22 protein-coding genes and 1 pseudogene are annotated in these 25194 nt (G+C 52.2%); 6 read left to right on the top strand and 17 right to left on the bottom strand.

Annotation, left to right across the window (positions count from 1 at the left end; genetic code table 11):
• Positions 1-5: 5 nt before the first annotated feature.
• Together elaB and C4F37_RS03160 are read right to left on the bottom strand one after the other, a co-directional pair.
• On the bottom strand, positions 6-311 hold the full coding sequence (elaB, locus tag C4F37_RS03165; RefSeq protein WP_000070621.1) for a stress response protein ElaB: 306 nt from the start codon (positions 309-311) through the stop codon (positions 6-8).
• Between the two features lie 54 nt (positions 312-365).
• On the bottom strand, positions 366-827 hold the full coding sequence (locus C4F37_RS03160) for a GNAT family N-acetyltransferase (protein WP_000568142.1): 462 nt from the start codon (positions 825-827) through the stop codon (positions 366-368).
• Positions 828-891: 64 nt separating this feature from the next.
• Between C4F37_RS03160 and rbn the strand changes: the two genes are divergently transcribed.
• From rbn to C4F37_RS03140, 4 genes and pseudogenes are all read left to right on the top strand, one after another.
• Positions 892-1809 carry a ribonuclease BN gene (gene rbn, locus C4F37_RS03155; protein ID WP_000420113.1) on the top strand — a complete coding sequence of 306 codons (918 nt, stop codon included), beginning with the start codon at positions 892-894 and terminating at the stop codon, positions 1807-1809.
• A gap of 187 nt (positions 1810-1996) precedes the next feature.
• Positions 1997-2107: pseudogene (locus C4F37_RS03150) on the top strand (deubiquitinase); the annotation flags it as partial.
• A 57-nt stretch (positions 2108-2164) separates the two neighbouring features.
• A complete protein-coding gene (locus C4F37_RS03145; RefSeq protein ID WP_001539172.1) occupies positions 2165-3136 on the top strand; it encodes a M28 family metallopeptidase in 972 nt (323 codons plus the stop codon).
• Between the two features lie 102 nt (positions 3137-3238).
• On the top strand, positions 3239-3742 hold the full coding sequence (locus C4F37_RS03140; RefSeq protein WP_000525373.1) for a YfbM family protein: 504 nt from the start codon (positions 3239-3241) through the stop codon (positions 3740-3742).
• Positions 3743-3808: 66 nt separating this feature from the next.
• Here C4F37_RS03140 and nuoN read toward each other — a convergent pair whose 3' ends face one another.
• The 14 genes from nuoN to lrhA form a co-directional block, all read right to left on the bottom strand.
• Positions 3809-5266 carry an NADH-quinone oxidoreductase subunit NuoN gene (gene nuoN / locus C4F37_RS03135; protein WP_001539173.1) on the bottom strand — a complete coding sequence of 486 codons (1458 nt, stop codon included), beginning with the start codon at positions 5264-5266 and terminating at the stop codon, positions 3809-3811.
• 6 nt (positions 5267-5272) lie between these two features.
• Positions 5273-6802: an NADH-quinone oxidoreductase subunit M gene (gene nuoM, locus C4F37_RS03130; RefSeq protein WP_000926460.1), complete on the bottom strand. Its 1530-nt coding sequence runs from the start codon at positions 6800-6802 to the stop codon at positions 5273-5275.
• A gap of 163 nt (positions 6803-6965) precedes the next feature.
• The gene (gene nuoL, locus C4F37_RS03125; protein ID WP_001056618.1) at positions 6966-8807 is read right to left on the bottom strand and encodes an NADH-quinone oxidoreductase subunit L; all 1842 of its coding nucleotides are present in this window, start codon (positions 8805-8807) and stop codon (positions 6966-6968) included.
• On the bottom strand, positions 8804-9106 hold the full coding sequence (gene nuoK, locus C4F37_RS03120; RefSeq protein WP_000612644.1) for an NADH-quinone oxidoreductase subunit NuoK: 303 nt from the start codon (positions 9104-9106) through the stop codon (positions 8804-8806). Before nuoK ends, nuoL begins: the two co-directional genes overlap by 4 nt.
• Positions 9103-9657, bottom strand: a complete 555-nt coding sequence (gene nuoJ, locus C4F37_RS03115; RefSeq protein ID WP_000393511.1) for an NADH-quinone oxidoreductase subunit J — start codon at positions 9655-9657, stop codon at positions 9103-9105. The genes nuoK and nuoJ overlap by 4 nt, the downstream gene beginning before the upstream one ends.
• Positions 9658-9668: 11 nt before the next feature.
• Positions 9669-10211, bottom strand: coding sequence for an NADH-quinone oxidoreductase subunit NuoI (nuoI, locus tag C4F37_RS03110; RefSeq protein WP_000172749.1), 543 nt, complete (start codon positions 10209-10211; stop codon positions 9669-9671).
• Positions 10212-10225: 14 nt separating this feature from the next.
• Positions 10226-11203, bottom strand: a complete 978-nt coding sequence (gene nuoH / locus C4F37_RS03105; protein WP_000118512.1) for an NADH-quinone oxidoreductase subunit NuoH — start codon at positions 11201-11203, stop codon at positions 10226-10228.
• A complete protein-coding gene (nuoG, locus tag C4F37_RS03100) occupies positions 11200-13926 on the bottom strand; it encodes an NADH-quinone oxidoreductase subunit NuoG (RefSeq protein ID WP_001297919.1) in 2727 nt (908 codons plus the stop codon). The genes nuoH and nuoG overlap by 4 nt, the downstream gene beginning before the upstream one ends.
• A gap of 52 nt (positions 13927-13978) precedes the next feature.
• Complete coding sequence (gene nuoF, locus C4F37_RS03095; protein ID WP_000789507.1) at positions 13979-15316, bottom strand: NADH-quinone oxidoreductase subunit NuoF; 1338 nt, start codon at positions 15314-15316, stop codon at positions 13979-13981.
• Positions 15313-15813, bottom strand: a complete 501-nt coding sequence (nuoE, locus tag C4F37_RS03090; protein ID WP_000545042.1) for an NADH-quinone oxidoreductase subunit NuoE — start codon at positions 15811-15813, stop codon at positions 15313-15315. Before nuoE ends, nuoF begins: the two co-directional genes overlap by 4 nt.
• A gap of 2 nt (positions 15814-15815) precedes the next feature.
• On the bottom strand, positions 15816-17618 hold the full coding sequence (gene nuoC / locus C4F37_RS03085) for an NADH-quinone oxidoreductase subunit C/D (RefSeq protein WP_000247881.1): 1803 nt from the start codon (positions 17616-17618) through the stop codon (positions 15816-15818).
• Positions 17619-17711: 93 nt separating this feature from the next.
• On the bottom strand, positions 17712-18374 hold the full coding sequence (gene nuoB / locus C4F37_RS03080; protein WP_000386733.1) for an NADH-quinone oxidoreductase subunit NuoB: 663 nt from the start codon (positions 18372-18374) through the stop codon (positions 17712-17714).
• Between the two features lie 15 nt (positions 18375-18389).
• On the bottom strand, positions 18390-18833 hold the full coding sequence (gene nuoA / locus C4F37_RS03075; protein ID WP_106106698.1) for an NADH-quinone oxidoreductase subunit NuoA: 444 nt from the start codon (positions 18831-18833) through the stop codon (positions 18390-18392).
• Positions 18834-19461: 628 nt separating this feature from the next.
• Positions 19462-20400: a transcriptional regulator LrhA gene (gene lrhA, locus C4F37_RS03070; protein ID WP_000622290.1), complete on the bottom strand. Its 939-nt coding sequence runs from the start codon at positions 20398-20400 to the stop codon at positions 19462-19464.
• A 919-nt stretch (positions 20401-21319) separates the two neighbouring features.
• On the opposite strand from lrhA, the gene alaA reads away from it, so the two are divergent.
• Complete coding sequence (alaA, locus tag C4F37_RS03060; protein WP_000074527.1) at positions 21320-22537, top strand: alanine transaminase AlaA; 1218 nt, start codon at positions 21320-21322, stop codon at positions 22535-22537.
• An 83-nt stretch (positions 22538-22620) separates the two neighbouring features.
• A complete protein-coding gene (yfbR, locus tag C4F37_RS03055) occupies positions 22621-23220 on the top strand; it encodes a 5'-deoxynucleotidase (RefSeq protein WP_000813854.1) in 600 nt (199 codons plus the stop codon).
• A gap of 58 nt (positions 23221-23278) precedes the next feature.
• Here the strand turns inward: yfbR and C4F37_RS03050 are convergent, their stop codons facing one another.
• The gene (locus C4F37_RS03050; RefSeq protein ID WP_001012899.1) at positions 23279-25111 is read right to left on the bottom strand and encodes an SLC13 family permease; all 1833 of its coding nucleotides are present in this window, start codon (positions 25109-25111) and stop codon (positions 23279-23281) included.
• Positions 25112-25194 lie beyond the last annotated feature (83 nt).

Raw genomic sequence — 25194 nt, 5'->3', positions numbered from 1 at the left:
AGGTTTTAACGGCGTGCCAGCAACAGTCCCAGAACCAGCCCAACGGCCGCACCCACACCAATTCCTTGCCAGGGTTTTTCGTGGACGTAGTCATCAGCACGATAAACAGCCTGCTTCGCCCGATAGTAATAACTGTCTGAAGCCTGGCTAACCCGTTTTTTCACATCATCCAGCGCTTTTTCTGCACGCGCTTTCAGCTCAACATATTTCTGATCGGCGGGATCGCCAGAGGAGCGGAGCACCTCTTCCAGTGTTTCACTAAGCAGCGTCAGGTCATCATCAATACGTGTATCACCAAACTGATTAGACATTCTCGTTCTCCATTTGTGTAAAACCTGTCACTAACTATAGACAAGGGTTATTGATTACGCCTGAATTACCTCGCGTGCCATCCCAATGTGTGGGATACCATCTTCTTCATAAATATCGGTCACAGGGATGAAACCAAATTGCCCATAAAAGTTTTGTAAATGCGCCTGCGCCCCCAGATAAATCGGCTTCTCCGGCCAGCGGCGAGTACACGATTCCAGCGCCTTACTCATCAATTGCTGACCGATTTTTTCACCGCGTAAGGCTTCGCTGACAATCACCCGACCAATCACAACGGGTTGCAGTTCGTCGTCACTTTTCAGAATCCTCGCATACGCCACCAGTGTCCCGTTATGCCAACCGAGAATGTGGCGATTTTCTCCCTCCAGATCGTCACCATCGATATCCTGGTAAGGACAGTTTTGTTCCACTACAAATACCGCACAACGCAGTTGTAATAAGGCATAAAGCTGAGAAACGGATAAATCAGAATGATGCAGATCTTGCCAGTCGATCATGGAAGGCTCCTTTGTGCTGTTTGCTTTATACTAGCCGGAATATTTTCAGCAGCGCGATGAACTCATGGAATTAATTTTTTTAGGTACTTCAGCCGGTGTGCCAACCCGTACGCGTAATGTCACGGCAATATTGCTTAACCTGCAACATCCGACCCAGAGCGGACTTTGGTTATTTGACTGCGGTGAAGGCACCCAGCATCAGCTACTGCATACCGCCTTTAACCCTGGAAAACTGGACAAGATTTTTATCAGTCACCTTCATGGCGATCATCTCTTTGGTTTACCCGGCTTACTGTGCAGTCGTTCTATGTCAGGCATTATCCAACCCTTAACGATTTATGGTCCGCACGGTATCCGTGAATTTGTGGAGACCGCGCTGCGGATTAGCGGCTCATGGACCGATTATCCGCTGGAAATTGTCGAAATTGGCGCTGGCGAAATTTTCGATGATGGCCTGCGCAAAGTGACCGCTTATCCGATGGAACACCCACTGGAATGTTATGGTTATCGTATTGAAGAACATGATAAACCAGGTGCATTAAATGCCCAGGCATTAAAAGCTGCTGGCGTGCCGCCAGGCCCGCTGTTTCAGGAATTAAAAGCGGGCAAAACAATCATGCTGGATGATGGAAGGCAGATTAATGGCGCAGATTACTTAGCCGCTCCAGTGCCGGGTAAAGCGCTCGCTATTTTCGGCGATACGGGCCCCTGCGATGCCGCGCTGGAGCTGGCTAAAGGCGTCGACGTAATGGTTCACGAAGCGACTCTGGATATGGCGATGGAGGCCAAAGCCAACAGTCGCGGCCATAGTTCTACACGCCAGGCGGCGGCACTAGCCCGTGAGGCTGGAGTCGGTAAGCTAATCATTACCCACGTCAGCTCGCGCTATGATGACAAAGGTTGTCAGCACCTGTTACGTGAATGTCGGTCAATTTTCCCGGCGACTGAACTGGCGAATGATTTCGCGGTGTTTAACGTTTAACTCTGCTTATTATTAAAAACAGGGCGAAACTTGCCCTGTTATCGCAACCCGCGCTACATATATCCACCCACACGGGTATATTGAGCGATTTTTTATATTTATTCATCTCCTCATGCACTATATTCAGAGCTATAAGTTGCCTCTTTTTATCTTGATTCAGCACCACCTTTGCAACTAAAAGGAGCCTATGATGGTTACAGTTATCAGCAATTATTGTCAATTATCTCAAACCCAACTCTGTCAGACATTTGCAGAAAAATTTACTGTGACCGAGGAATTACTGCTGTCTTTAAAAAAACACTCATAACTCATTACAAATAATGATGAAATAACGCTTTTTATTGATAATTTACATATGAAAAAAATGACATCTCTTTGTTTTATACCATTACTACTATCGCTTACTTTTATTATTTTTTACCAACCCTGGGTCAGGGCATTACCACCAACGCCCCGACACGCTAGTCCTGAGCAATTAGAAAAAACAGTTCGTTATCTTACACAAACTGTGCATCCACGTAGCGCCGACAATATTGATAATCTGAATAGGTCCGCAGAGTATATAAAAGAGGTCTTTATCAGTAGCGGTGCCAGAGTTACCGCGCAGGATGTCCCCATTACGGGTGGCCCCTACAAAAACATTGTTGCTAATTATGGTCCTGCCGATGGACCGCTGATTATTATTGGTGCGCACTATGACTCTGTCAGTAGTTATGAAAACGATCAATTGACCTATACGCCGGGCGCGGATGATAACGCCAGCGGCGTGGCAGGATTACTCGAACTGGCACGTTTGTTACAGCAGCAGACTCCAGGGATTGGCGTCCAACTGGTCGCCTATGCGTCGGAAGAACCGCCCTTCTTTCGTAGCGATGAAATGGGGAGCGCGGTACATGCAGCTTCGCTTGAGCGTCCAGTGAAATTAATGATAGCGCTGGAGATGATTGGTTATTACGACTCAACGCCTGGTAGCCAGGATTACCCATCCCCGGCAATGTCCTGGCTTTATCCCGATCGGGGAGACTTTATTGCCGTGGTCGGCAGAATGCAGGATATCAACGCCGTTCGTCAGGTAAAAGCGGCATTGTTATCATCCCGGGATTTATCTGTTTATTCTATGAATGCCCCAGGTTTTATTCCCGGTGTTGATTTCTCTGATCACCTTAATTATTGGCAACACGATATTCCCGCCGTAATGATTACTGACACCGCTTTTTATCGTAATAAACAATACCACTTGCCCGGTGATATCGCAGACAGATTAAATTATCAGAAAATGGCTCAGGTAGTGGATGGAGTTACAACCTTGTTATACAACAGTAAATAATAAAAATTTCTCGAGGCGGATCCAGAAAAAGCAACATGCGCATTTTATTTTCTTTCGTCTGTTTTAAGATGCGAAACATGAAATTCAACGGAGGAAAAATAAATGGGAATGATTGGCTATTTTGCAGAAATTGACTCAGAAAAGATTAACCAACTGCTTGAGTCTACTAAAAAACCTTTGATGGATAATATACATGACACGCTTTCAGGATTACGCCGACTGGATATTGATAAACGCTGGGATTTTTTACACTTTGGGCTGACAGGCACCTCTGCTTTTGATCCCGCGAAGAATGACCCGCTGAGTCGCGCCGTGCTTGGTGAACACAGCCTAGAAGATGGCATAGATGGCTTCCTGGGATTGACCTGGAATCAGGAGTTAGCCGCGACAATCGACCGACTGGAATCACTGGATCGAAGTGAGCTGCGTAAACAGTTTTCCATTAAGCGACTCAATGAAATGGAGATTTATCCGGGAGTAACCTTTTCAGAAGAGTTAGAGGGGCAACTCTTTGCTTCGATCATGCTTGATATGGAAAAGCTGATTAGCGCGTATCGACGTATGCTGCGACAAGGGAATCATGCGCTGACGGTTATTGTTGGGTGATGGTGTCAGGGCACCAAAAAAAACCGCCGAACATGTCGGCGGCTTTCTGACTTACAAACTGACTGTTTACATCAGCGGCATTGCTAACCGCACAATGCTAATCAGCGGTTGTGGCCATACACCCAGCACCAGTACCAACAGTGCAGAGATCAGCACCACGATACCGCTTGCGCTGTACTGCCAGTTTGATGGTGCATCGCGACCCGGTTGTTCCGGAGCGTGCAGGTATAAGCTCACCGCCACGCGCAGGTAGTAGTAAAGGCCGATTGCCGAACCAACAACCACGGCACCCACCAGCCACCACAAGTGTGCCTGGACACCGACCGCCAGCACGTAGAACTTACCGATAAAGCCCAGCGTCATTGGGATACCAGCCAGTGAAAGCATCATCACCGTCATCACTGCCGCGAGGATCGGACGATGCCAGAACAGACCGCGGTAAGAGAACAGGGAATCAGCATCCGGGCCACGATACGGGCTGGACATCAGGCTGACCACGCCGAACGCGCCGAGGCTGCTGAACAGATAACCGACCAGGTAAACCCCTACCGCTTCCATCGACATCTCGCCGGTTTGCAGCGCAATCAGCGCCACCAGCAGATAGCCGAGGTGAGAGATAGATGAGTAACCGAGCAGACGTTTGATATTGGTCTGGCTCAGCGCCATCAGGTTACCGAAGATGATAGAGGCAAAGGCGATAATCGCCAGCACTACGCGAATCGCTTCACTGTCACCCACCGGTGCGTAAAGGAACAAACGCATCACCACGCCGAAGATAGCGATTTTGCTCGCCGTCGCCAGGAAAGTGGAAACCGGCGCAGGCGCGCCCTGGTATACGTCTGGCGTCCACAGGTGGAACGGCACCAGAGAGAGTTTGAAACCGAGGCCAACAATCATCAGGCCAAAACCTGCCAGCAACAGCGGCTCGTTGAGCATACCGTCGCCGAGGTTTTTACCCAGTGCGACAAACGACAGGTCGCCAGACTGCGCATACACCAGCGCCATACCGAACAGCAGGAAAGAAGACGCTGCGGCAGAAAGGATGGTGTATTTGATACTGGCTTCCAGCGAACGTTTCTGGCGGAAAGCGTAACCGACCAGGCCAAACAGCGGCAAAGAGATCAGTTCGATACCGAGGAACAGAGACGCCAGATGGTTGGCATTCGCCAGCAGGATCCCGCCCAGCGCGGCAATTAACACCAACAGGTAGAACTCGTCCTTGTTGTCGTTATAGCCTTCAAGCCACGGGTAGGCGAAAGTACAGGTGGCGAGGCTCGCCAACAATACCAGCCCGGTGTAAAGCATGGCGAAACCATCAACGCGCATCAGCGGCGTAACGTCCATAGCGCCCGCCTGGCCGACAAACCAGAGCGATACCAGCGCCGCGTTAAGCCCAATAACCGAGAGCGTAGCGTTGAGGAAATGATTGCGTCGCCACGCAATGGAGAGCATCACAACCACCACCGTCAAGCCGACGATCAGCAACGGTAGCAGTGCGATCAGGTTTTGTGGAGTTATTGTCATGGCGATTTACGGCCTTGTAGTAGTAACGGAATTAACAAACCACTGCTGGATATTGCCAATCGCGGAGTGCGAGGTATCCAGAATCGGCTGCGGATAGAAGCCCAGCAGTACCAGCAGCACCACCAGCAACAGGATCATAAACAGCTCACGCAGCGACATCCCTGGCAGTTCCTGGCTGGCAATCTGGCTTTTCGCTTTACCGAAGTAAGCGCGATGCAGCATCGCCAGCGAATAAACAGAAGCAAAGACCAGCCCAAAGGTAGAGATAACGGTAATCACCGGGACAACCTGGAAGCTGCCGAACAGAATCATAAATTCGCCGACGAAGTTACCGGTGCCAGGCATCCCAAGCGTTGCCACCGCAAAGAACAGCGACAGTGCTGGCAGCCATTTCATTTTGCTCCACAGACCGCCCATCATGCGCATGTCGCGGGTATGGATACGTTCATAAAGCTGACCACAAAGAATAAACAGACCCGCCGCCGACAAGCCGTGCGCAATCATCTGGATTACCGCGCCCTGGTAGGCCAACTGGCTGCCGGTGTAGATAGCAATCAGCACGAAGCCCATGTGGGAAACCGAGGTGTAGGCGATCAGACGTTTGATATCGGTCTGGGCGAAGGCCATCCACGCACCATAGAAGATGCCGATAACACCCAGCCACATAGCGATTGGCGCGAACTCTGCCGACGCGTTCGGGAACAGCGGTAGGGAGAAACGCAGCAGACCGTAAGCGGCGGTTTTCAGCAAGATCCCCGCGAGGTCAACGGAACCGGCGGTCGGTGCCTGGGAGTGCGCATCCGGTAACCAGCCATGCAGCGGAACCACCGGCATTTTCACTGCGAAGGCGATGAAGAAGCCCAGCATCAACAGGTATTCCACGCCGTTAGACATCGGCGTATTCAGCAGCTCTTCATAGTTGAAGGTCCAGACGCCGGTCGCATTGTAGTGAACGAAAACCAGCGCCAGGATGGCGATCAACATCACCAGACCACTCGCCTGGGTGTAAATGAAGAACTTGGTTGCCGCCGTGATACGCGTTTTACCGTCAGAGGCTTTATGCCCCCACAGTGCGATCAGGAAGTACATCGGCACCAGCATCATTTCCCAGAAGAAGAAGAACAGGAACATGTCGATGGCAAGGAACACGCCGATAACGCCGCCCAGGATCCACATCAGGTTGAGGTGGAAGAAGCCCTGATATTTTTCGATCTCTTTCCACGAACAGAGTACCGCCAGCACACCGAGCAGACCGGTCAGCACGACCATCAGCAACGACAGACCGTCAATGGCGAGATGAATAGAGATACCAAAACGCGGGATCCACGGCATGTCGAATTCAGACTGCCACTGCGGAATTCCGGCGGATTGCGTCAGTGAATAACCGCCCTGCAACCACAGTTGCAGCGACAGCGCCAGCGTCAATCCCATGGTTACCAGCGCGATCCAGCGCGGCACCTTGACGCCAAAGCGTTCGGTCTGCCAGCACAGGAAGCCGCCGATAAAGGGAATTAATATTAGCCAGGGTAGTAACATGGCGATCTTTATTCCTTGTAAAAGTCCCGTCAGGACCGGATTTTCAACGAATTCTCACGACAGAAAATTCTCTTCGGACTGGGGGTAGTGTCGGATGCGCCGCGAAGACGGCTTATCCGACCTACGTTCTTATATGCCCAGGGGCAATCCCACAATCCTTAACTCAACGCAGTACCATCAACAGTGCCAGCACCACGACCGCACCGATGCTCATGGATGCCACATACCAGCGCAGATAACCGTTCTCGCTTAACAGCAGACCTTTACCTGCAAAGCGGGAAAGGACAGCCGGGATGTTCATCATTGAGTTCAGCGGATCGCGTTTCAGCAACCAGGCAATACCCAGGAACGGCTTGACGAACACTTTGTCGTACAGCCAGTCAAAGCCCCAGGCGTTGTACCACCAGGTACCCAGCAGACGGCCCGGCGCACTGTTGGCGATGGAGGTCACCAGAGTACGTTTACCCAGCCACAGCCAGGCAGCCAGCAGAATGCCGACCACCGCGACCACGCCAGAGGTAATTTCCAGGGTCAACATGCTGCCGTGCGCCAGTTCCGTCGTTTGCGGAAGCACGCCCTGCAGCGGCGGTACAATCAGTGCGCCAACGAAGGTGGAAAGGATCAGCAGCACAATCAGCGGCAGGCTGTGAGTTACCCCTTTCACGGCGTGAGCGTGAATTTGTTCTTTTCCGTGGAAGACGATGAAAATCATACGGAAGGTGTAAAGCGAGGTCATAAACGCACCGACCAGACCTGCCACCATCAGATTGATATGTCCATTCGCCATCGCACCCGCGAGGATCTCATCCTTACTGAAGAAGCCCGCAGTGACCAGCGGCAGTGCCGACAGTGCTGCGCCGCCCACCAGGAAGCAGAGATAAACCAGCGGAATAGATTTACGCAGACCACCCATCTTAAAGATGTTCTGTTCGTGATGGCAGGCCAGAATGACGGAACCGGATGCCAGGAACAGCAGCGCTTTAAAGAACGCGTGGGTCATCAAGTGGAAAATCGCCGCATCCCATGCCTGCACGCCAAGCGCGAGGAACATGTAGCCAATCTGGCTCATGGTAGAGTAAGCGAGAACACGTTTGATGTCGGTCTGTACCAGCGCCGCAAAACCGGCCAGCAGCAGCGTAACCGCCCCAACAATGCCCACCAGATGCAGAACTTCCGGCGTCATCAGGAACAGACCGTGGGTACGGGCGATCAGGTAGACACCCGCGGTTACCATCGTTGCGGCGTGGATCAGCGCGGAGACAGGCGTCGGGCCCGCCATCGCGTCGGCAAGCCATGTCTGCAACGGCAACTGCGCAGATTTACCGACCGCACCGCCCAGCAGCATCAGCGTCGCCCACATCAGCATGTTATTGCCGTCAGCAAAGTGCGCTGGTGCCAGTTCCACCATTTCGCGGAAGTTCAGGGTGCCCAGTTCGTTGTAAAGAATGAACAGCGCGAAAGCGAGGAAGACGTCACCCACACGGGTCACGACGAACGCTTTCATTGCCGCTGCGCCATTCTTCGGATCGGTGTAATAGAAACCGATCAGCAGATAGGAGCACAGGCCCACGCCTTCCCAGCCGAGGTACATCAGCAGCAGGTTGTCGGCAAGCACCAGAACTACCATGCTGGCGATGAACAGGTTGGTGTAAGCGAAGAAGCGAGAGTAGCCCTCTTCACCGCGCATATACCAGGAGGCGTACATGTGAATAAGGAAACCCACACCAGTGACCACCGAGAGCATGGTCAGCGACAGGCCGTCCAGCACCAGGTTAAAACCGATGTTAAAGTCGCCTACCGACATCCACGTCCACAGCGGCTGGCTGTATGCCTGCTCACCGTTAGCGAAGAAGTCAACGCCGATAAAGGCAGTTACCAGCGCCGCCAGGCCCACAGAGCCAACGCCGACGATCGCCGAGACGTTTTCAGACCAGCGCCCACGGGAGAACGCCAGCAGGACGAAGCCAATCAATGGCAAAATAATGGTTAAGGCAAGCATGTTCATCCGCGCATCTCACTTACTGAATCAATGTTCAGGTTCTGGCGACGACGGTGAAGTTGCAGCAGCAGCGCAAGGCCGATACTCGCTTCTGCCGCCGCGAGGCTGATGGCGAGAATGTACATCACCTGACCGTCGGTCTGGCCCCAGTAGCTTCCGGCGACCACAAAGGCCAGCGCGGAGGCGTTAATCATGATTTCCAGACCAATCAGCATAAACAGCAGATTGCGACGGATAACCAGACCGGTTAAGCCAAGAACGAATAAGATTGCCGCGAGGATCAGTCCATGTTGTAAGGGGATCATGCGTGCTCCTCCGTTTTTCTTTTCGCGCTGTCGTCTTTACGATTGCTCAGCACTTCACCCGCACGCTCTTCACGACCAACGTGGAAGGCCACAACCAGACCCGCGAGCAGCAGCATAGAAGCCAGTTCCACCGCCAGTACGTAAGGCCCGAACAGCGTAATACCCACTGCTTTAGCACTGATTGGCGTACCGTCGATACCCTGATCGTTAACACCGAGAATGGCGTAAACAATCACCACCAGCATGATGGCTGACAAAATTGCCGGACCAATCCACACCTGCGGTTTCAGCCACTGGCGTTCCTGTTCGATTTCTGAACCGCCCAGGTTGAGCATCATCACCACGAACACGAACAGCACCATAATGGCACCCGCATAGACGATAATTTCCAGCGCACCGGCGAAGTAAGCGCCCAGTGAGAAGAACACCCCAGAGATCGCCAGCAGCGAAATAATCAGGTACAGCAGCGCGTGTACCGGATTGGTATGGGTGATCACTCGCAAGGTCGCAAGTATGGCTATCAGGCCACAGATATAAAAAGCGAACTCCATTGCCCCTCTCCTTACGGTAACAGGCTCTTGACGTCGATAGGCTTGGCTTCGTTCTCTGCTTCGCCCTTATCTTTGCCGTCGATTGCCATACCTGCCATCCGGTAGAAGTTATATTCCGGGTATTTGCCCGGACCGGAGATCAGCAGATCCTCTTTCTCGTAAACCAGATCCTGGCGCTTGTATTCCCCCATTTCGAAATCCGGGGTTAACTGAATCGCCGTGGTCGGACAGGCTTCTTCGCACAGACCACAGAAAATGCAGCGTGAGAAGTTGATGCGGAAAAATTCCGGATACCAGCGACCGTCTTTGGTTTCTGCTTTTTGCAGCGAGATACAGCCGACCGGGCAGGCTACCGCGCAGAGGTTACAGGCTACGCAACGCTCTTCGCCGTCCGGATCGCGGGTCAGAACGATACGACCACGATAACGGGGCGGCAGATAGACCGGCTCTTCCGGGTACATTCGCGTTTCGCGTTTGGCGAACGCGTGCAGGCCGATCATCCAGATACTACGAACCTGGGTACCGAAACCTACTAACAATTCTTTTAAGGTCATGGTCTTATTGCCCCTTATTGCGCCTGCCAGAGAATGACAGCCGCCGTTACCAGCAAGTTGATCAGCGTCAGCGGCAGGCAGATTTTCCAGCCGAAGGACATTACCTGGTCATAACGCGGACGCGGTAACGACGCACGAATCAAAATGAACATCATCATAAAGAACGCGGTTTTCAGCGCGAACCAGATGAATGGCGGTAACAACGGGCCTTGCCAGCCACCGAAGAACAGCGTCACCATCAGTGCAGAGATGGTCACAATCCCGATGTATTCGCCCACGAAGAACAGACCGAACTTCATACCGGAATATTCAATGTGGTAACCATCCGCCAGTTCCTGCTCGGCTTCCGGCTGGTCAAACGGGTGACGGTGACACACCGCCACGCCCGCGATGGCAAAGGTAATAAAACCAAAGAATTGCGGGATGACGTTCCACACATGCGCCTGGCTGTTGACGATGTCGGTCATGTTGAATGAACCGGCCTGCGCCACCACGCCCATCAGGGAAAGCCCGAGGAACACTTCGTAGCTCAGGGTCTGCGCAGAAGCACGCATCGCCCCCAGCAGCGAGTATTTGTTGTTACTTGACCAGCCCGCAAACAGCACCGCGTAAACCGCCAGACCTGCCATCATCAGGAAGAACAAAATCCCGATGTTCAGGTCGGCAACCACCCAACCCGGACTGACTGGCACAATTGCAAAGGCCAGCAGCAGCGAGGTAAAGGCAATCATCGGTGCCAGGGTAAAGATGACACGATCCGAGAATTTCGGGATCCAGTCTTCTTTAAAGAACATTTTGATCATGTCCGCAACCAGCTGGAGCGAACCGCCCCAGCCAACACGGTTAGGTCCATAACGGTTCTGGAACAGACCCAGCAGGCGACGTTCGCCAAAGCTCATGAATGCCCCACAGGTGACTACCACCAGCAGGATCACCACCGCTTTAAGGACGGTCAGCAGGATCTCAATCAGTTCCGGTGATATCCAACTCATTGTTGTGCCTCCTTGAGATCCTCAAGATGCGCGCCAGCCAGCACCGGAGCAATGCCGGACATACCCATCGGCAAGCCCACCTGCCCTGCTGTCAGCCCTTCGGCGATTTCAACCGGCAGCGTGACCGTGTTGCCATCGTAACTAAAGGAGACGCGTGTACCTGCGTTCACACCCAACTTCGCGGCATCCGCTGGGTTGAGTTTGATGTACGGCTGCGGCATACGGCTCTGGAAGACCGGAGCACGCTGTGACAATTCATCGCTGCCAAACAGGTGGTAGTACGGCGCGATACGCCATTTCCCGTCCTGCGGCTGGAAGCGTGCCGGTACGCTGGTGAAGTAATCCAGACCGTTTTCGCTGGTTTCAAACAGACGCACGCCCGGATCGCCAAAACGCAGTTTGCCGCCCACTTCGTCCTGGAATTTGTTCCACGCCTGCGGGGAGTTCCAGCCTGGCGCCCAGGCAAACGGCACTTGCGAACGGTGCGCGGTCGGCTGGTTGTTACCTTCCATCGAGAAGGTGAACATGGTGTCAATATCCTGCGGCTGACGCGGCTCATGAACGCTGATATTGGCGCGCATGGCGGTACGACCGCTATAGCGATGCGGTTCACGGGCCAGTTTCTGCCCACGAATACGGAATGTCGCATCCGGCGCAGCATCTTTGATACCTGCCAGTTCCGGGATTTTCGCCACAACAGCGTCAATCACGTGGTCGAGCTGCGTCCAGTCCACTTCACGGCTCAGCAGGGTGCTATGCAGCGAGTGCAGCCAGCGCCAGCTTTCCAGCATGACAGTTTGGCTGTCGTAATAAGCCGGATCGTAAACTTGGAAGAAACGTTGGGCGCGGCCTTCGTTGTTGATCACCGTACCGTCGCTTTCAGCAAAGCTGGCGGCGGAAAGTACCAGATGAGCGTTTTCCATAATCGCTGTGCGTTGATGGTCAACCACCATCACCAGCGGCGCTTTAGCCAGCGCAGCATTCACGCGGGTAGCGGAAGCGTGACGATGCAGATCGTTTTCCAGCACCACCACCGCGTCGGCGCGTCCGGTTTCCAGTTCAGTTAACGCTTCTTCAAGCGATCCACCGCCTATAATGCCCAGCCCCATGCTGTTGACGGAACGGGCAATCATGGTGATACCGACGTCAGCGCCGCGACCTTTCAGGGCTTTCGCCACGTTAGCCGCAGCCTGAATCACTTCAGCGCTACCAGCGTTCGTCCCGGAGATAATCAACGGTTTCTTCGCACCAGCCAGTGCCTGCACGATGACGTCGATTTTGCTTTGCAGCTCAGGCTCTATGCCGTCAACTGCCGGTGCGGAGTTGTCCAGCGCATGGGCGATGGCAAAACCTAAACGCGCCTGATCTTCAACCGGTGCGCGGTAAGTCCACGCCGCGATATCATCCAGACGGGTGTCATCAACGTTGGTAACAAACAGCGGATGCTTCGCACGTTGACCGATGTTGAGGATTGCCGCAATCTGCCAGTCAGCCACTTTCTGTGCTGCCGCCATTTCGCGCGCTTTACCTTTTACCGCCTGGCGCACCGCCAGCGCAACGCGCGCGCCGGTCTGGGTAACGTCTTCGCCCAGCACCAGTACCGCATCGTAAGATTCGATTTCACGCAGAGCCGGAGTATAAATGCCGCCTTCACGCAGTACTTTCAGCGCCAGTTGCAGACGTTCCTGCTCACCGTGAGCGATACCGGTATAGAAGTTTTCTTCGCCCACCAGCTCACGCAGCGCAAAGTTGCTTTCCACGCTGGCACGCGGAGAACCAATACCGATCACTTTCTTCGACTGACGCAGAATATCTGCTGCACCCTGCATTGCCTGTTCGGCGTTGAGGGTAATGAAATCATCGCCACGACGCTGTACTGGCTGACGCGGACGATCTTTCAGGTTGACGTAACCGTAACCGAAACGACCACGGTCGCAGAGGAAGTAGTGGTTTACCGTACCGTTGTAACGGTTTTCGATACGACGCAGTTCGCCATAACGCTCGCCGGGGCTGATGTTACAGCCGATGGAACATTGCTGGCAGATGCTCGGCGCAAACTGCATATCCCATTTACGGTTGTAACGCTCGGAGTGCGTTTTGTCGGTGAATACGCCGGTCGGGCAAATTTCGACCAGGTTACCGGAAAATTCGCTTTCCAGCGTGCCGTCTTCCGGGCGACCGAAGTAGACGTTGTCGTGCGCACCGTAAACGCCCAGGTCCGTACCGTCAGCGTAATCTTTGTAGTAACGCACACAGCGGTAGCAGGCGATGCAGCGGTTCATTTCGTGAGAGATGAATGGCCCCAAATCCTGATTACGGTGGGTACGTTTAGTGAAACGGTAGCGACGGAAGCTGTGTCCGGTCATCACAGTCATATCCTGAAGATGGCAGTTACCGCCCTCTTCACATACCGGACAGTCGTGCGGGTGGTTGGTCATCAACCACTCGACCACACTTTCACGAAACTGTTTCGCTTCTTCGTCGTCAATGGAAATAAAGGTGCCATCGGAAGCCGGTGTCATACAGGACATCACCAGGCGACCACGCGTGTCTTCCGCGTTTTGGTATTGCTTCACCGCACACTGGCGGCAAGCACCGACGCTTCCCAGCGCCGGATGCCAGCAAAAGTAAGGAATATCAAGGCCCAGAGACAGACAAGCTTCCAGCAGGTTGTCCGCTCCGTTGACCTCGTATTCTTTGCCGTCTACATGAATTGTAGCCATTAGCATGCTTCCAGTTTTCTCAGTCAGAGACTGAGCGTTAATCGAAATTCGGTTACCAGCGCTCTTTCAGCAGGTTTGGCTGAATCCCATTAATCAAATGGGTATTGCTGAACGGCTGTTTGATTCCCGCCTCAAATTCTTCGCGGAAATATTTGATGGCGCTCTGTAACGGCTCCACTGCACCAGGTGCGTGGGCACAGAAAGTTTTACCCGGGCCTAAGAATCGACACAGTTGCTCAAGTGTTTCGATATCGCCCGGCTGGCCTTCGCCACGCTCCAGCGCACGCAGAATTTTCACGCTCCACGGCAGACCGTCGCGGCATGGCGTACACCAGCCGCAGGACTCACGGGCGAAAAACTCTTCCAGGTTACGCACCAGCGACACCATGTTGATCTCATGGTCAACCGCCATCGCCAGCGCCGTACCCAGACGGCTTCCCGCTTTACCGATACTTTCGAATTCCATCGGCAGGTCAAGGTGCGCTTCGGTCAGGAAGTCAGTCCCCGCTCCGCCTGGCTGCCAGGCTTTGAATTTCAGACCGTCACGCATACCACCAGCGTAGTCTTCGAGGATCTCGCGTGCGGTGGTGCCGAACGGCAATTCCCACAGACCCGGATTTTTCACCCGACCAGAGAAGCCCATCAGCTTGGTGCCAGCATCTTTACTTTTCGAGATGTTCTGATACCACTCCACGCCGTTAGCGAGGATCGCCGGAACGTTACACAGGGTTTCGACGTTGTTAACGCAGGTTGGTTTACCCCATGCACCGGAGGTTGCCGGGAAGGGCGGTTTCGAGCGTGGGTTAGCGCGACGCCCTTCCAGGGAGTTGATTAACGCTGTTTCTTCACCGCAGATGTAGCGCCCTGCCCCGGTATGGACGAACAGTTCGAAATCGAAACCTGTTCCCATAATGTTTTTGCCAAGCAGACCCGCTTCGGTGGCTTCGGCAATGGCACGACGCAGATTCACTGCCGCTTCGATATATTCGCCGCGCAGGAAGATATAGCCACGGTAAGCTTTCAGCGCAAACGCGGAGATGAGCATGCCTTCCACCAGCAGGTGCGGCAGTTGCTCCATCAGCAGACGGTCTTTATAGGTGCCCGGCTCCATTTCATCGGCGTTACACAGTAGGTAACGGATATTCATGGATTCGTCTTTCGGCATCAGGCTCCACTTCAGGCCAGTCGAGAAGCCTGCGCCACCGCGCCCTTTCAGACCAGAGTCTTTTACCTGATTAACGATTTCGTCCGGAGACAACCCGGTCAGCGCCTTACGCGCGCCTTCGTAACCGTTTTTGCTGCGATATTCGTCCAGCCACACTGGCTGTTTGTCATCGCGCAGACGCCAGGTCAGCGGATGCGTTTCGGGAGTACGGATAATGTTTTTCATTTATACCGCTCCAGCAGTTCAGGGATCGCTTCCGGGGTCAGATGCGCGTGAGTGTCCTCATCGATCATCATGTTTGGCCCTTTATCACAGTTCCCCAGGCAGCAAGTTGGCAGCAGCGTGAAGCGACCGTCAAATGTCGTTTGCCCTGGTTTGATGTTCAGTTTTTTCTCCAGCGCCGCCTGAATACCCTGGTAACCGTTGATGTGACAGACCACGCTGTCGCAATAACGGATCACATGGCGGCCTACTGGCTGACGGAAGATCTGGCTATAAAACGTTGCCACGCCTTCGACGTCGCTCGCCGGAATACCCAGCACATCGGCGATCGCGTGGATCGCGCCATCCGGCACCCAGCCACGCTGCTTCTGAACGATTTTCAGCGCTTCAATGGACGCCGCACGCGGGTCTTCGTAGTGGTGCATCTCGTGCTCAATCGCTTCACGCTCTGCCGCACTCAGCTCAAAAGCCTCGGTTTGTGGTTGTTGATTCTCGTGCATAATTAGCGGTCCACATCTGACATAACAAAATCGATACTGCCCAGATAAACAATCAGGTCAGACACCAGGCTGCCGCGGATCGCCGCCGGAATTTGCTGCAAATGCGCATAACTCGGCGTACGGATACGGGTGCGATAACTCATGGTGCTGCCGTCGCTGGTCAGGTAGTAACTGTTGATCCCCTTGGTCGCCTCAACCATCTGGAAGGATTCATTGGCAGGCATCACCGGACCCCACGACACTTGCAGGAAGTGGGTGATCAGGGTTTCGATATGTTGCAGCGTGCGCTCTTTCGGCGGCGGCGTGGTCAGCGGGTGATCCGCTTTGAACGGGCCTTCCGGCATGTTGTTGAGGCACTGCTCAAGAATACGCAGACTCTGGCGCAACTCTTCTACTTTCAGCATTACGCGGGTGTAGCAGTCAGAAACACCACCGCCCACCGGAATTTCGAAGTCGAAGTTTTCATAGCCAGAATAAGGACGCGCCTTACGCACGTCGAAGTCGATCCCGGTGGCACGCAGGCCCGCGCCGGTGGTGCCCCACTCCAGCGCCTCTTTCGCGCCGTAAGCGGCAACGCCCTGGGAACGACCTTTCAGAATGGTGTTTTGCAGCGCCGCTTTCTCGTAAGACGCCAGACGTTTCGGCATCCAGTCGAGGAACTCACGCAGCAGGCGATCCCAGCCGCGCGGCAGGTCGTGCGCTACGCCGCCAATACGGAACCACGCCGGGTGCATACGAAAACCAGTGATTGCTTCCACCAGATCGTAAATTTTCTGACGATCGGTAAAGGCGAAGAACACTGGCGTCATCGCGCCGACGTCCTGAATAAAGGTGGAGATATACAGCAGGTGACTGTTGATGCGGAACAGTTCGGAGAGCATTACGCGAATGACGTTAACGCGATCCGGCACGGTGATCCCAGCCAGTTTCTCTACCGCCAGCACATAAGGCATTTCGTTAACGCAGCCGCCGAGGTATTCGATACGGTCGGTATACGGAATGTAGCTGTGCCAGGACTGGCGTTCGCCCATTTTCTCTGCGCCACGGTGGTGGTAACCGATGTCTGGTACGCAGTCGACAATCTCTTCGCCATCAAGCTGCAAAACGATACGGAAAGCACCGTGCGCAGACGGGTGGTTCGGACCGAGGTTGAGGAACATGAAGTCCTCATTTTCGGTGCCGCGCTTCATCCCCCACTCTTCCGGTTTGAAGGTCAGGGCTTCCATCTCCAGATCCTGTTTGGCTTTGGTCAGCTCAAACGGCGAGAATTCGGTAGCGCGCGCCGGGTAATCTTTACGCAGCGGGTGACCTTTCCAGGTTTGCGGCATCATGATGCGGCGCAGGTTCGGGTGACCGTCGAATGTAATGCCAAATAGATCCCAGGTTTCACGCTCATACCAGTTAGCGTTCGGGAATAATTTGGTAAAGGTCGGTACGTGCAGGTCGTTTTCTGCCAGCGCCACCTTCAGCATGATGTCGCGGTTACGATCGATAGAAATCAGATGGTAGAAAACGGAAAAATCCGCGGCAGGTAACCCTTCGCGGTGTGTGCGCAGACGTTCGTCCATGCCGTGTAAGTCAAACAGCATGACGTAAGGTTTCGGCAGTTTCTTTAAGAAATCGCCCACTTCCAGTAATTGTTCACGCTTGATCCACACAACGGGAACCCCGGTGCGAGTCGCCTGAACAGTAAAGGCATCCGGCCCAAAACGGTTGCGCAGTTCGCCAATCACCGGATCATCAAGATGATCGCGGGTCTGCCAGGCGGGTTCTTGCGCGGTTAAGTCGGTCATATTGTTCACCATTGCAAATGGTCCGTGGTGACTGTCGGCGCAGTAAGCTTCGCGAAATAGATTTAGGAATAAGCGAAGAAAATTCCCTTTGCCGACAGGCGCAAATTAAATCTCGTCAGGTGTACGCAGGTTGGTAACGGCAATGCGTTCACCGCGCTTGCGTTCGCGCTCTGATTGCATATTGGCGCGATAAACGCCCTGATCGCCAACCACCCAGGAGAGCGGACGACGTTCTTTACCGATAGATTCCTGCAACAGCATCAGTGCCTGCATGTACGCTTCAGGACGCGGCGGACAGCCCGGGATATACACATCAACCGGGATGAATTTATCAACGCCCTGCACAACGGAATAAATATCGTACATACCGCCGGAGTTGGCACAGGCACCCATTGAGATAACCCATTTTGGTTCCAGCATCTGGTCATACAAACGCTGAATAACCGGTGCCATTTTGGTAAAGCAGGTTCCTGCAACCACCATCAGGTCAGCCTGACGCGGCGAAGCACGCAATACTTCAGCGCCAAAACGCGCCACGTCATGCACCGCGGTAAACGAAGTCACCATCTCAACGTAACAGCAGGAAAGACCGAAGTTATACGGCCAAATTGAGTTTTTACGACCCCAGTTAACCATGTCATTGAGCTTGCCCATAAACACGTTTTTGTTAACTTCTTGCTCCAGAGGGTCGGTTACGATCTCCTGCTTTTGCAGGGGGTAACGGTCGTTCTCACCGTTGGGATCTATGCGGGTGAGCGTATAATCCATCTTAATGCCTCGCGGTTAGCGTTGACGATTAGCGATACTGTTCGTTTCCGGGTTCATACGCTCGCGGCGTGAACGCGCGGGCGTCCAGTCCAGCGCGCCAATACGCACCAGATAAACCAGACCTGCCAGTAACACAAAAATAAAAATTGCAGCTTCCACAAAGCCTACCCAGCCGCTTTCGCGGATAGAGGTTGACCATGCGAACAGATACAGCGCTTCAACGTCGAAGATAACGAAGAACATGGCCACCAGATAAAACTTGGCGGACAGGCGTAAGCGGGCGGAGCCGACCGAGTCGATACCGGATTCAAACGGAACGTTTTTTGACCTCGCGCGTGCGCGACCGCCTAAAAACCAACCGCCTACCAGCATCAGGCAACACTGGCCAATGGCAACGATAAGAAAGATAGCGAATGCCCAGTGATGAGCGATGACTTCAGTGGATGTTGACATACTCATTGCTTACTCATCAAAAGTAGCGCCTGATTCTCTGCTCTTTACGGCAGATGGACGCCACATCGATTCATGGGGAGGAATAAAAAAACCTTACAATAACTGCAGAAACTATTTTATACAGCTAATTGATGTGGTCTTTTACTCCTTTCTATAACCTTTTGTCAACTTTAACAAAGGTTTCTTCACACTGATTTACACAATGACAACAACATTTGCATTTGGCGCCCTTTCTCCCCAGATCATTGACGACTCCAGGAAAATTAGATGTTGTTGAATCGTGTCCGTTGTGAAGCAATGGAAAAAATACGGGTCTATTTTGACAGGAATTTGTGTCGATTCCTCCCCCCAAAAGAGAGTATTTTCTTGATCTGTGACACGCTTTTGTCATTCTATAACAAAAATGCAGCAACAAATTCACGTATTTTTTAACATTATTGTAGCAGGAGATTTTTTTCAGGTGATTATTTGTGCGTACGGGGCGTGAATCTCTGGTGATTGAAAAATGAACAGTTTTGTACGTTCTGCACGATACGAGGAAGGCTTTTTACTAAAAAAAAGCCGCTGGGGTTTAAAATAAACCCAGCGGTTCGTTTTTACACTATTGTCTCAGGAATTATCTATCGTCCGTCGATTACTCGATATCCCTTTCAATCAACAATGAGTCATCTCCTTCCGGAGCAGACATTGGGCTGTATTGCCACGGATTATGGTAGCTCTCCATCGCCTGATAGATCACCTGGGCCAGCTCATTATTACTGGACGGGTCATAGCACAGCAAATATTCGGTATCAGGTAGCGGCGGTAAGCCATCTACTCCACTCAGCACACGCAGGTCCGGACTCATCATCTCGACCGGCCTTGCCGTCACGCCAAGACCGGCTTTCACTGCCGCACGAACGGCCGGAAGCGTCGATGCGACATAAGCCAGTCGCCAGGGAATATCTGCTTTATTAAGCGTCGCCAGCACCATATCGCGAAACGGACTTGGATCATCCAGCAACACAAGAGGGATCGGCTCACCTTTTTGCAATACGTATTCCGCTGCGCAGTACCAGTGTGTTGGCGAGGTACGCAGGTTCAATGCCTTAAACGTTGAAGGACGATGGGTGGTTACCATCAAATCCACTTCCTGGGATTCCAGCATTTCTGCCATATAGGCATTACGTTTAACGCGGACATCCAGCGCTAGTTTCGGATAAACCGAACTCACGCGATTTAACAGGAAAGGTAAGATCGTATCGGCAGATTCATCTGAAGCACCGATAGTTAACACGCCCTGAAGATTACTGAACATTAATGATGAGCAGGCCTCATCATTAAAACGCAGAATTTTTCTGGCGTAACCAAGAAGTTGAATGCCATGTTCAGTTAACAGTTTGTTGCGACCGTGACGAGCGAACAGTTCTTTCCCAACGAGTTGTTCCAGACGCTGCATTTGCTGACTTACGGCGGACTGAGTACGACACACAGCGGCAGCTGCGGCAGCAAAAGTGTTCAGATCGGCAACAGCAACAAATGTTCTCAGCAGATCGAGGTCGAGGTTAATTATCGGACGATTTGCACTTATCATATATTATCACTTACTGGCGGCTCATACTGAGCTGGTTAATGCTGTGCACACACAAACAAGCAATTCCATTTGTAATGTGCCTCCCTGGCAGTTTCATCCGGAACCCGGACGAAAGTAAAAATGCATATGAGTTGCACTAAAAAAGTGACTCACATTGTTCCGTTATAATGCCTGAAGTAGATCACAGAATATATCTTCAGGGATCGCATATCTATTAAGTTACTCACTCTTTTCTATTTATGACATGCGCGTGTTTGTATAAATGTAAATGTGAGTCCTTGTTCCACTCTCGTACAGCATCGCTGGTCATACGCGAACACGTACAAACAGCAATGGTGAGGCGGCATCAAGAGCAGGGATCCGTCATTTATGCAAGCATTTTACCCCAAAAACCTTTTATTTATAAGGGTCATTGCGAATTATCTGATGCAAAGTTATGTTATGTTAGGCAAAGTAATCTTCTATTATTAATAAGCACAACAAAACCTTTTTGAATATTAAATAATAATTAATTAGCATCATCCCCATTCATTAATTCCGCTTAACAATAGTTTCACGCCTTGCCCCCATTGTGACACCTCGGAAATCATCACGCTGTTAAACTCTCCGTAATGCGGAAATATCATCATCGCGATTCAGTAGTGAATTCTTAAACGAGGCATTTTCACACAATTATCTTACAGATAAAAAAACCACACTTACAATTAAGAATCAGAATAATTCACTACATAACATTACTTATTAAGCATATGCACCTCATTATTTTGCCATTATTAAGTTATTAACAGCACAATCGAGCCTTCCCCTCTGGCAAAATCTTATTCTGCAGACCTTCAAAACACCGTCCTGGGGGAGTACATTGTTCTAAGCTGACTTCCACGGCAGGGAGTGGCGATAACAGCAAAAAAGGTCAAGATTCATGTCCCCCATTGAAAAATCCAGCAAATTAGAGAATGTCTGTTATGACATCCGTGGTCCGGTGCTGAAAGAAGCAAAACGCCTGGAAGAAGAAGGTAACAAGGTACTGAAACTGAACATCGGCAACCCTGCCCCGTTCGGTTTTGACGCGCCAGATGAAATTCTCGTTGACGTGATACGCAACCTGCCTACCGCTCAAGGGTATTGCGATTCCAAAGGTCTTTACTCCGCGCGTAAAGCCATCATGCAGCACTACCAGGCTCGTGGCATGCGTGATGTTACCGTGGAAGATATTTACATCGGCAATGGTGTATCGGAGCTTATCGTTCAGGCAATGCAGGCATTGCTGAACAGCGGGGACGAAATGTTGGTTCCTGCACCTGATTACCCACTATGGACCGCAGCGGTTTCGCTCTCCAGCGGTAAAGCGGTGCATTATCTTTGCGATGAATCCTCTGACTGGTTCCCGGACCTCGATGATATTCGCGCTAAAATTACGCCTCGTACGCGTGGGATCGTTATTATCAACCCAAATAACCCAACCGGCGCGGTATATTCCAAAGAGCTTTTAATGGAGATTGTGGAGATTGCACGTCAGCATAATCTCATTATCTTCGCCGATGAAATTTATGACAAAATTCTCTACGACGACGCTGAGCATCACTCCATTGCGCCGCTGGCACCTGACCTGCTGACCATTACCTTTAACGGACTGTCGAAAACGTACCGCGTTGCAGGCTTCCGTCAGGGGTGGATGGTGTTGAACGGGCCGAAAAAACACGCCAAAGGTTACATCGAAGGTCTGGAAATGCTGGCTTCAATGCGCCTGTGTGCTAACGTTCCTGCGCAACACGCCATTCAGACCGCACTGGGTGGTTATCAGAGCATCAGTGAATTTATTACCCCTGGCGGTCGTCTTTATGAGCAGCGTAACCGCGCGTGGGAATTGATCAACGATATTCCGGGCGTTTCCTGCGTGAAACCTCGTGGTGCGCTGTATATGTTCCCGAAAATCGACGCCAAACGCTTTAACATTCACGACGATCAGAAAATGGTGCTGGATTTCCTGTTGCAGGAAAAAGTCCTGTTGGTGCAAGGGACGGCATTCAACTGGCCGTGGCCGGATCACTTCCGCATTGTCACGCTACCGCGTGTCGATGATATCGAGCTGTCTTTGAGCAAGTTCGCGCGTTTCCTTTCTGGTTATCATCAGCTGTAATCTTAATTTCACTGCCGGAGATTGCATCCGGCAGTGTTATCCCGCCACAATGACCTGATGATGTCATCATACGTAAGGTCACTATGAAACAGAGCCATTTTTTTGCCCATCTCTCCCGCCTGAAACTCATTAACCGCTGGCCGCTAATGCGCAACGTGCGGACGGAAAATGTGTCCGAACACAGTTTGCAGGTAGCGATGGTCGCCCATGCGCTGGCAGCTATCAAAAATCGTAAATTTGGCGGTAATGTCAACGCCGAACGTATCGCTTTACTGGCGATGTACCACGATGCTTCAGAAGTGCTCACCGGAGATCTCCCTACTCCGGTGAAATACTTCAATTCGCAAATCGCTCAGGAATACAAGGCTATTGAAAAAATCGCTCAGCAAAAACTGGTCGATATGGTTCCGGAAGAGCTGCAGGATATCTTTGCGCCGTTAATTGACGAGCATGCATATAGCGATGAAGAAAAATCGCTGGTGAAACAGGCAGATGCACTGTGTGCATATCTGAAATGTCTGGAAGAGCTCGCGGCCGGAAATAATGAATTCTTGCTGGCAAAAACGCGACTGGAAGCGACGCTTGAAGCGCGCCGCAGCCAGGAGATGGACTACTTCATGGAAGTATTTGTTCCCAGCTTCCATCTTTCGCTCGATGAGATTAGCCAGGATTCACCGCTGTAAGCAGCCGGAGTCTGCGTCGCATCAGGCAATAAGCACCGGATGCGACATCAGGCTCTTGTCAAAACGGAAACAGCATCGGGATCATCACCACACAAACCGCCATCACGATAATGGTGAACGGTACCCCCAACTTAACAAAGTCACTGAAGCTGTAATTCCCCGGACCTAAAACCAGTGTGTTAACCGGTGAAGAAACCGGCGTCATAAAGGCGGCGGATGCTGCCATCGCCACGACCATCGCAAATGGATAAGGCGACACACCCATCGTTTTGGCAGCAGCCAGCGCAATCGGAGCCATCAACACCGCCGTCGCGGTATTAGAAATAAATAGCCCAATAACCGCCGACAAGACAAACAAACAACCCAGCATCATATGTGGCCCATAACCGCCGCCAATGTCCATCAGCCCTTTCACCGCCAGCGCGACACCTCCCGTTTTCTGTAATGCCACAGCAAACGGCATCATCCCAACGATCAAAATAATGCTCGGCCAGTGAATGGATTTATAGGCACTTTCGGCATCGATACAGCGGAATTTCCCCATCAGCAGGCAGGCGATGATAGCGGCAACTGGATTAGGAATTTCATCGGTCAGCATTAACGCCACCATTAGCACCAGACAGAAAATCGCATGGGGTGCCTGGCTGTGCGCGGGCGATGCTTCACTCACCTCTTCCGGTAAGTTCAGCGCTACGAAGTCGCGGCCCTGTTTGGCCAGCATACCGATCAGTTTCCAGTTACCCACAACCAGGATGATATCGCCCAGCAGCAGAGGCTCATCCGCCAGCGAACCTTCCAGCGCCACGCCATTGCGCTTTAGCCCCACTACATTCAATCCGTAGCGGGTACGAAAACCAATTTCGCGCACCGATTTACCAATAAGTTCTGACTCAGGAATTAATGAAATCTCTGCCATGCCCACATCAAGGGCCTGGTCAGAAAAATACTCGCCGCGCAGTACCATCGGCTCCAGCAATTGCTCACTACAAAATTGCCGGAGATCGACATCAGCCGCAGACATATCAATAAGCAAAACGTCACGCGCGCGAAATTCAGAAACCCCATTAACGTTCACGATAACGCGACGAAAACGCCGCCAGCGTTCAACACCGATGACGTTAGCACCATAACGTTCACGTAATTTGAGATCGTCCAGTCGTTGACCAATCATTGGCGATCCGGGGCGAATAGCCAGACGTCGCGCACGCCCGGTCAGTCGATATTCACGGATAAGATCGCGAAAGGTTCGGCGCGTCCAGCCTTCGCGTTGTGGGGTCTGGGTATCCCCTTTCAGCATGAAACGCATCACTAACATATACAAAATACCCAGCACCAGCACGACCAGGCCAATAGGTGTTACGCTAAAGAAACTGAAGCCGTGATAGCCTTCACGCAGCAATTCACTGTTGACTACCAGGTTCGGCGGTGTCGCCACCAGCGTCATCATGCCGCTTATGAGCCCGGCAAAACTTAACGGCATCATCAGACGCGACGGCGACGTTTGCATACGCATGGCAACGCTTAACACCACGGGAATAAAGATAGCGACAACGCCGGTTGAACTCATAAACGCGCCAAGCCCCGCGACGGTCAGCATCAACAAAACCAACATTTTGATTTCACTGTTGCCCGCCACTTTGACCAGCCATGTCCCCATTACAGTGGCAACACCGGTACGGACCAAACCATCGCCAATAATAAACAAGGCGGCAATCAGGACAACGTTAGGATCGGAAAAGCCGGAAAATACTTCGGGGACCGTCAGCGTTCCGCTTAATGCAAACGCGACAATAACAAACAAAGCGACCGCATCCATACGCACTCTGCCCGTCGCAAACAAGACGATGGCAACGGCCAGTAATGAAAGAACCCAAATCAATTCACCGTTCACAACTTATCCTTGTTAATTGAGGGGGATAACTTGATTCTGCCATAAAAAAGCCCCGACGAGACGGGGCTAAATCATGATCAGGT

This window comes from Escherichia sp. R1 (assembly GCF_003000935.1).
GTDB lineage: Bacteria > Pseudomonadota > Gammaproteobacteria > Enterobacterales > Enterobacteriaceae > Escherichia > Escherichia coli.
Note: the sequence above shows the minus strand (reverse complement) of the source record. Positions and strands in the feature narration are given on the sequence as shown.

Coding starts and splice junctions, on each gene's coding strand:
- elaB (WP_000070621.1), bottom strand. CDS start 311: ATGTCTAATCAGTTTGGTGATACACGTATTGATGATGACCTGACGCTG.
- C4F37_RS03160 (WP_000568142.1), bottom strand. CDS start 827: ATGATCGACTGGCAAGATCTGCATCATTCTGATTTATCCGTTTCTCAG.
- rbn (WP_000420113.1), top strand. CDS start 892: ATGGAATTAATTTTTTTAGGTACTTCAGCCGGTGTGCCAACCCGTACG.
- C4F37_RS03145 (WP_001539172.1), top strand. CDS start 2,165: ATGAAAAAAATGACATCTCTTTGTTTTATACCATTACTACTATCGCTT.
- C4F37_RS03140 (WP_000525373.1), top strand. CDS start 3,239: ATGGGAATGATTGGCTATTTTGCAGAAATTGACTCAGAAAAGATTAAC.
- nuoN (WP_001539173.1), bottom strand. CDS start 5,266: ATGACAATAACTCCACAAAACCTGATCGCACTGCTACCGTTGCTGATC.
- nuoM (WP_000926460.1), bottom strand. CDS start 6,802: ATGTTACTACCCTGGCTAATATTAATTCCCTTTATCGGCGGCTTCCTG.
- nuoL (WP_001056618.1), bottom strand. CDS start 8,807: ATGAACATGCTTGCCTTAACCATTATTTTGCCATTGATTGGCTTCGTC.
- nuoK (WP_000612644.1), bottom strand. CDS start 9,106: ATGATCCCCTTACAACATGGACTGATCCTCGCGGCAATCTTATTCGTT.
- nuoJ (WP_000393511.1), bottom strand. CDS start 9,657: ATGGAGTTCGCTTTTTATATCTGTGGCCTGATAGCCATACTTGCGACC.
- nuoI (WP_000172749.1), bottom strand. CDS start 10,211: ATGACCTTAAAAGAATTGTTAGTAGGTTTCGGTACCCAGGTTCGTAGT.
- nuoH (WP_000118512.1), bottom strand. CDS start 11,203: ATGAGTTGGATATCACCGGAACTGATTGAGATCCTGCTGACCGTCCTT.
- nuoG (WP_001297919.1), bottom strand. CDS start 13,926: ATGGCTACAATTCATGTAGACGGCAAAGAATACGAGGTCAACGGAGCG.
- nuoF (WP_000789507.1), bottom strand. CDS start 15,316: ATGAAAAACATTATCCGTACTCCCGAAACGCATCCGCTGACCTGGCGT.
- nuoE (WP_000545042.1), bottom strand. CDS start 15,813: ATGCACGAGAATCAACAACCACAAACCGAGGCTTTTGAGCTGAGTGCG.
- nuoC (WP_000247881.1), bottom strand. CDS start 17,618: ATGGTGAACAATATGACCGACTTAACCGCGCAAGAACCCGCCTGGCAG.
- nuoB (WP_000386733.1), bottom strand. CDS start 18,374: ATGGATTATACGCTCACCCGCATAGATCCCAACGGTGAGAACGACCGT.
- nuoA (WP_106106698.1), bottom strand. CDS start 18,833: ATGAGTATGTCAACATCCACTGAAGTCATCGCTCATCACTGGGCATTC.
- lrhA (WP_000622290.1), bottom strand. CDS start 20,400: ATGATAAGTGCAAATCGTCCGATAATTAACCTCGACCTCGATCTGCTG.
- alaA (WP_000074527.1), top strand. CDS start 21,320: ATGTCCCCCATTGAAAAATCCAGCAAATTAGAGAATGTCTGTTATGAC.
- yfbR (WP_000813854.1), top strand. CDS start 22,621: ATGAAACAGAGCCATTTTTTTGCCCATCTCTCCCGCCTGAAACTCATT.